This is a genomic window from Streptomyces sp. NPDC006265, from assembly GCF_040613555.1.
Lineage (GTDB): Bacteria > Actinomycetota > Actinomycetes > Streptomycetales > Streptomycetaceae > Streptomyces.
Genome location: NZ_JBEXSH010000613.1, coordinates 1 through 5,576 on the forward strand (window position 1 = coordinate 1; position 5,576 = coordinate 5,576).

The 5,576-nt window shown below is 70.8% G+C and carries 9 protein-coding genes; all 9 read left to right on the top strand.

The window, feature by feature from the left end:
* Positions 1-986, top strand: a 986-nt coding sequence (locus ABZ281_RS35415) for a hypothetical protein (protein ID WP_356662172.1), incomplete at its 5' end; no start/stop codon positions are given.
* Between the two features lie 67 nt (positions 987-1,053).
* Positions 1,054-1,785, top strand: coding sequence for a hypothetical protein (locus ABZ281_RS35420; RefSeq protein WP_356662173.1), 732 nt, complete (start codon positions 1,054-1,056; stop codon positions 1,783-1,785).
* A gap of 42 nt (positions 1,786-1,827) precedes the next feature.
* Positions 1,828-2,775, top strand: a complete 948-nt coding sequence (locus tag ABZ281_RS35425; protein ID WP_356662174.1) for a major capsid protein — start codon at positions 1,828-1,830, stop codon at positions 2,773-2,775.
* Positions 2,776-2,795: 20 nt separating this feature from the next.
* Entirely contained in the window at positions 2,796-3,122 is a 327-nt protein-coding gene (locus ABZ281_RS35430) for a hypothetical protein (RefSeq protein WP_356662175.1), read from the top strand.
* A gap of 1 nt (position 3,123) precedes the next feature.
* Entirely contained in the window at positions 3,124-3,684 is a 561-nt protein-coding gene (locus tag ABZ281_RS35435; protein ID WP_356662176.1) for a hypothetical protein, read from the top strand.
* 3 nt (positions 3,685-3,687) lie between these two features.
* Entirely contained in the window at positions 3,688-4,029 is a 342-nt protein-coding gene (locus tag ABZ281_RS35440) for a hypothetical protein (protein ID WP_356662177.1), read from the top strand.
* Complete coding sequence (locus ABZ281_RS35445; protein WP_356662178.1) at positions 4,026-4,364, top strand: hypothetical protein; 339 nt, start codon at positions 4,026-4,028, stop codon at positions 4,362-4,364. The genes ABZ281_RS35440 and ABZ281_RS35445 overlap by 4 nt, the downstream gene beginning before the upstream one ends.
* The gene (locus ABZ281_RS35450; RefSeq protein WP_356662179.1) at positions 4,361-4,765 is read left to right on the top strand and encodes a hypothetical protein; all 405 of its coding nucleotides are present in this window, start codon (positions 4,361-4,363) and stop codon (positions 4,763-4,765) included. Before ABZ281_RS35445 ends, ABZ281_RS35450 begins: the two co-directional genes overlap by 4 nt.
* Positions 4,766-4,825: 60 nt before the next feature.
* Positions 4,826-5,576, top strand: a 751-nt coding sequence (locus ABZ281_RS35455; protein WP_356662180.1) for a hypothetical protein, incomplete at its 3' end; no start/stop codon positions are given.

A 5,576-nucleotide genomic window follows, 5' to 3' on the forward strand; every position in this document is an offset into this window, starting at 1 on the left:
GGCGAGGCGGCATGAGCGACGTCGCCGACGCCCGCTACCGGCAGGTGCAGGCTCTCGCTCTGGCAGTTGTCGCCCGTGTGCAATCCATCTGGTCGGGCCTGTCCGCCGAGAACATCCTGGCCTCCCTGCAGGGCGACCAGGGCGCGGCCATCCTCGACGCCGTGGTGGCCGGCCAACTCACCGCCGCGCAGGGCGCCCAGGCGTTCGTCGGCCAGGCCATGGCCGAGCGAGGCGCGGCCGCGCGGATGGCCGCCGAGCTCGACCCGGGAGCGCTCGTGGGAGTCGCCTCCGACGGGCGGCCACTGACGAGCCTGCTGTACGTGCCGGCCATCACCACCTACACGACGCTGGCGGCCGGCGCCGACCCGGCCACCGCGCTGCTGGCGGGCATGAACCAGATGGCCCGGATGGTCGCCACGCAGATCGCCGACACCTCCCGGTCAGCCACTCAGGTGGCGATGGTGACGCACCGACGGTGCATCGCCTACGTGCGCGTCGTGAAGCTCCCGGCGTGCGGCCGGTGCATCATCCTGGCCGGCCGCCAGTACAGCTACTCGACCGGCTTCCAGCGGCATCCGAAGTGTGACTGCGGCATGGACCCCATCGACATCGAGCGGTGGGGCGACGTGCCCAGCCCCGAGAAGCTGGTGGCGCAGATGACACCGCAGGAGCAGCGGCGGCGGCTCGGCGCGGCCGCGGTCGACGCCCTGGACAAGGGCGCGGACCTGGCGCAGGTCGTCAACGCCCGCCGCGGCATGCAGACCATGACCGTCCACGGCCGGAAGATCCAGGCCACCACCGAGGGAAACACCGTGCGCGGCATCGCCGGCAAGCGCCTCACCACCGACGCCGGCGCCTCCAAGGTGTCCGGCGAGCGCTACCGCATCGCCAAGCGGCCCCGGCTCATGCCGGAGGAGATCCTGCGCCTGGCCGACGACCGCGACCACCAGCTGAGGCTGCTGAAGCTCCACGGCTACATCTACTGAACTTCCCGGGCGCGAGGCCCGGGCGCGCGCGGTGCGATGCCGCGCGGAACACCGAAGGAGGAGCGCGATGCTCCGCACACGCAAGAACACCCTGGCCGTGGCTGGCGGCGGCTGGGCCCACCCCTACCGCACGGGCCCTTTCGACCCGTTCCTGTACGCCGACGGAGGGGACGGCGGCGGCTCCGGATCCGGAAGCGGTGACGGCGGTGACGGTGGGGCTGGCGGCGGTGGCGGTTCGGGGGACGACGACGGATCCGGCGACGGAGACGACGACCTCGGCGAGGGTGGCAGGAAGGCCCTGCAGACCGAGCGCGATGCTCGGAAGGCCGCCGAGACCCGCGTCAAGGAGTTGGAGGCCCGGCTGTCCCGCAAGCCGAAGCCGGAGGGCGGCAAGGGTGGCGAAAGTGGCGAGGGCAAGGGTGGCGACGGCAAGGGCGATCCTGCGCCGGACGTCGAGGCGATCAAGAAGGATCTCCGCGAGGAGCTCACCGCCGACACCAACGCCCGTCTGATCCGCGCCGAGGTGAAGGCCGCGGCGGCCGGGAAGCTGTCCGATCCGGCCGACGCCCCGAAGTTCATCGACCTCACCAAGATCGAGATCGGTGAGGATGGCGACCCCGACGCCAAGCAGATCAAGAAGGCGATCGAGGCCCTGCTGAAGGAGAAGCCCTACCTCGGCGTCAACGGGCAGGGCTGGGGCGACGTCGGAGGCGGCGGCCACGCCACCCCGCCCGCGGACGTGGAGCCCGGCCTGGGGCGTCTGCGGCACGCCTACGCCACCGAGTCCAAGACCAAGTAACCGGCCCGCACAGCGGGTCTCACCTGTGAAGGAGGGCCCGCTGTGGCCGTCACCCTTGTCGAGGCAGCCAAGCTGTCTCAGACCAACCTGCAGCGCGGCGTCATCGAGACGTTCGTGCAGGAGTCGTCCATCCTGGACCGCATCCCGTTCCTGACGATCGAGGGCAACGCCTACGCCTACAACGAGGAGGCGAGCCTTCCGGGCGTCGCCTTCCGGTCGGTGAACGAGGCGTACACCGAGTCGACCGGCACCGTGAACCAGAAGAGCGAGTCTCTGGTGATCCTCGGTGGCGACGCCGACGTGGACAAGTTCATCGTCCGCACCCGCGGCAACCTCAACGACCAGCGCGCCACCCAGACCCGCATGAAGGTCAAGGCCGCGAGCTACAAGTTCCAGGACACGTTCTTCAACGGCGACGTGACCGTGGACGCCAAGTCGTTCGACGGCCTGAAGAAGCGTCTGGCCGGCGCGCAGGTCATCGACGCCGCCACCAACGGCATGGGCCCGGTGGCCGGGGCCCACGACTTCTTCGACGTCCTGGACGCCGCCATCGCCCGCGTGGACGGCATCAACGGCTCCAACGGCGCCATCTACGCCAACTCCGGCGCCATCGCCCGCATCAAGTCCTCGGCCCGGCGCCTGGGCGGCGTGGAGATGGTCCGCGAGGCCCTCACCCAGAAGATGGTCGCCACGTACAACGGCATTCCGCTGCTCGACCCGGGCCAGACCGCGGGTGGAACGGACATCCTCCCGCAGACCGAGACCCAGGGCACGGCGAGCGGTACGGCGTCCTCCATCTACGTCGTGAAGTTCGGCCAGGACGAGGGCGACAAGGCCGTCACCGGGCTGACCAACGGCGGTGTCCAGGCCTACGACCTCGGTGAACTGCAGGAGAAGCCGGCGTACCGGACCCGCATCGAGTTCTACACCGGCATGGCCGTGTTCGGCGGCAAGGCCGCTGCCCGTATCCGCGGCGTCCTGAACGCCTGACCCTGAAGGGAGATGGCCCCATGGCCACGAGCAGCAAGAGCAGCACGCCGGAGGAGACCCGGCTCGACGAGCACCTCGACGCCCCGTCGACCACCGCGCCCGGCGACGGGCCGGCGGACACCACCGACCCCGGCGAGCGCGCCAGCTCCGCCACCCCCGACAAGGGCGCGGCGGCCCGGGCGGGGCACGGCACCGTGAACGCCGTCGTGCCGCTGCCCAAGCGAAAGGCGGCGGCACGCCAGGGCAGGGAGCGCACCGAGACGTACACCGCGCTCCGCCCGGACGGGTCTGAGGTGACCGTCGAGCGGAACATCGAGACGGGCGAGTCGTCCGTCAAGGGAGGCTGAGATGCCGCTGCCTCCGCTGGCCACCGTCGAGCAGCTGGAGGACTGGTTGCAGGTGCCGCGGGGCAGCGCTCCCGTCAATACGGTGAACCTGGCCCTGGACATCGCCTCGGACATGGTCCGTCGCGAGGCCAAGACCACGTTCACCGTGCGGACCTGGACAGCCTGGCGCCTCATCGAGGACGGCCGGATCCTGCTCGCCGGGCCCGTCCAGTCCGTCGGCGAGGTCGCCCTGGACGACAACGCCCTGACCGAAGACACCGACTGGCGCCTGGAAGGCGACACGATCCAGCTGCTGGGCTCCTACCAGTGGCGCACCTGCCGACGGGCGCGGGTGACGTGGACGTTCGGCTGGCCGGTGGTGCCTATGGAGGTCGTGGGCCTGGTACTCGACGTCACCGCGCGGGCGTGCGTGAACCCCAAGAACCTCCGCCAGGAGTCGACCGGGCAGCGCGCGGTGACGTTCGCCTCCGAGACGCTGGCCACCTCGCTGGCCGAGGTGGAGAAGGACAAGCTGCAGCGCTACCGCCCTGCGGCAACGCTCACCTCACGCTTCGGGAGGTGAGCGGTGTTCGGCCAGTCCCCTCTGATGGACCAGACCGTCACGCACATCCCCCGCCACTACGGGGAGGACGAGCGCGGCAACGACGCCTGGATCGAGGACACCCCGGTCGAGGTCGAGGGCTGCTCGGTGCAACCGCTCGACTCGGCCGAGTACCTGACGGCGGCCGCCGACCGGATCGTGTCGCGCTGGCAGTTCTTCGGCCCGCCCGGCATGGGGCTGAAGGCCACCGACCTGATCGAGGTGGACGGCACCAAGTACGAGGTCGACGGCAAGCCGGGCCTGGCCCGGTCCGTGTCCCCGTTCCTCGCTCACACCTCCGCCGTGCTGAAGGAGTTCACCGGATGAGCAGACGACCTAGGATCAGGTTCGACGAGCGCGGCTTGAGTGCCATCATGCGGCTGCCGGAGGTGCGCGCCGCCCTGCACAACAAGGCCGAGGAGATCGCCGGCCGCGCCCGCAGTATCGCGGCCTCGGAGATCGACGACGGTTTCGCCTCCGAGATCCACGTGTCGGACGAGACCCGCCCCTCCGGGCGGCCGGTGGCCAAGGTCGAGGCCACCCGGCAGGACGCCGCCGATCACGAATGGGGCTCGACCAACACCCAGCGGCGCCGCGTGCTCGGGCGGGCCGCCAATGTGCAGCCGCAGACCATCTTCCCTGAGCGCTCGGACCGGCCATGACCTGGACCGAGCTGGACTGGGGCGATGTCGAGCAGGCGACTGCGCTGTGGCTGCGCTCCCGGCACGCGGGGGTGCGTGTCGTCAACGAGCTGCCCGCCGACCTGGACAAGAAGCTGCCCCTGGTTCAGGTGCAGGTGACCCCGGGCGGCGGCGAGGAAGGCACGACGGGCGTGACCCTGATCGACGTGGACACCTTCGGCGGCACCCGGACCGCCATGTGGGACCTGGCCCGCAAGGTGCATACCAGCATGCTCGCGCTGGCTGGCCACTCCAGCGGCGGTCTGGTCATCGACTCCGTGTCCAGCGACAGCCGCCCCGCGCCCGTCGACTACGGCAACCCGGCCCTGCGCCGGGCGGTCGCCACCTACCGGCTCACCAGCCGCGCCCAGGCCCCCGCCTGACGCGCACCCAACCACCACGCCCCCACGCCGGTGGGGGCTTCGTCATGGAAGGGGCCCACTGTGGTCGCCGCTGACTTCACCACGATGGCGGAGCTCCGCCAGTCACTCATCCGCAAGGCACTCAAGTACGCGGTCTTCGCGGCCGACATGTCGGCGCCGGCCGTGACCGCGCCGTTCGACAACGGCGGTGTGCTGCAGACACTGCCGGGCAGTGGCGCGTATCTGCCGGTGGGTTTCACCACCACCGACGGCGTCACCTTCTCCGGCGACCTGTCCAACTCGGATGTGGAGTCTGGGCAGTCGTCCTCCCCGACCCGCTCCGACGTGGAGACCGACACCGCGACCGCGCAGTGGGTGCCGCAGGAGACCAACGCCGCCGCGGTCGCCCTCTACGAGAACCTGCCCCTGTCCGGCGCCGGGGCCCTGCCGGACCTCGGTTCGGCGACGTGGACCTGGTCCCGCCCGAAGACCCCGCCGACCCGCTACCGGCGCCTGGTGTTCATCGCCGAGGACCTCAACAAGGCCACCCAGAACCCGATCTACATCGTCCGTCACTTCCCCAGCGCGCTGCGCACCGGGCGTGAGGACCAGCAGTGGACCCGCACGCAGGAGATCGCCCGCGGTGTGACGTACCAGGCGTACATCGACGACGTCCTCGGCACCGACTCCGTGACGTGGATCGACGGGCCCGGCTGGCGCGACCTGGCGGGCCTGAGCAACGAGGTCCAGCAGGTGGCCATCACCGGCGATCCGACCGGCGGCACCTACACGCTGACCTTCGACGGACAGACCACCGCCGGCATCCCCTACA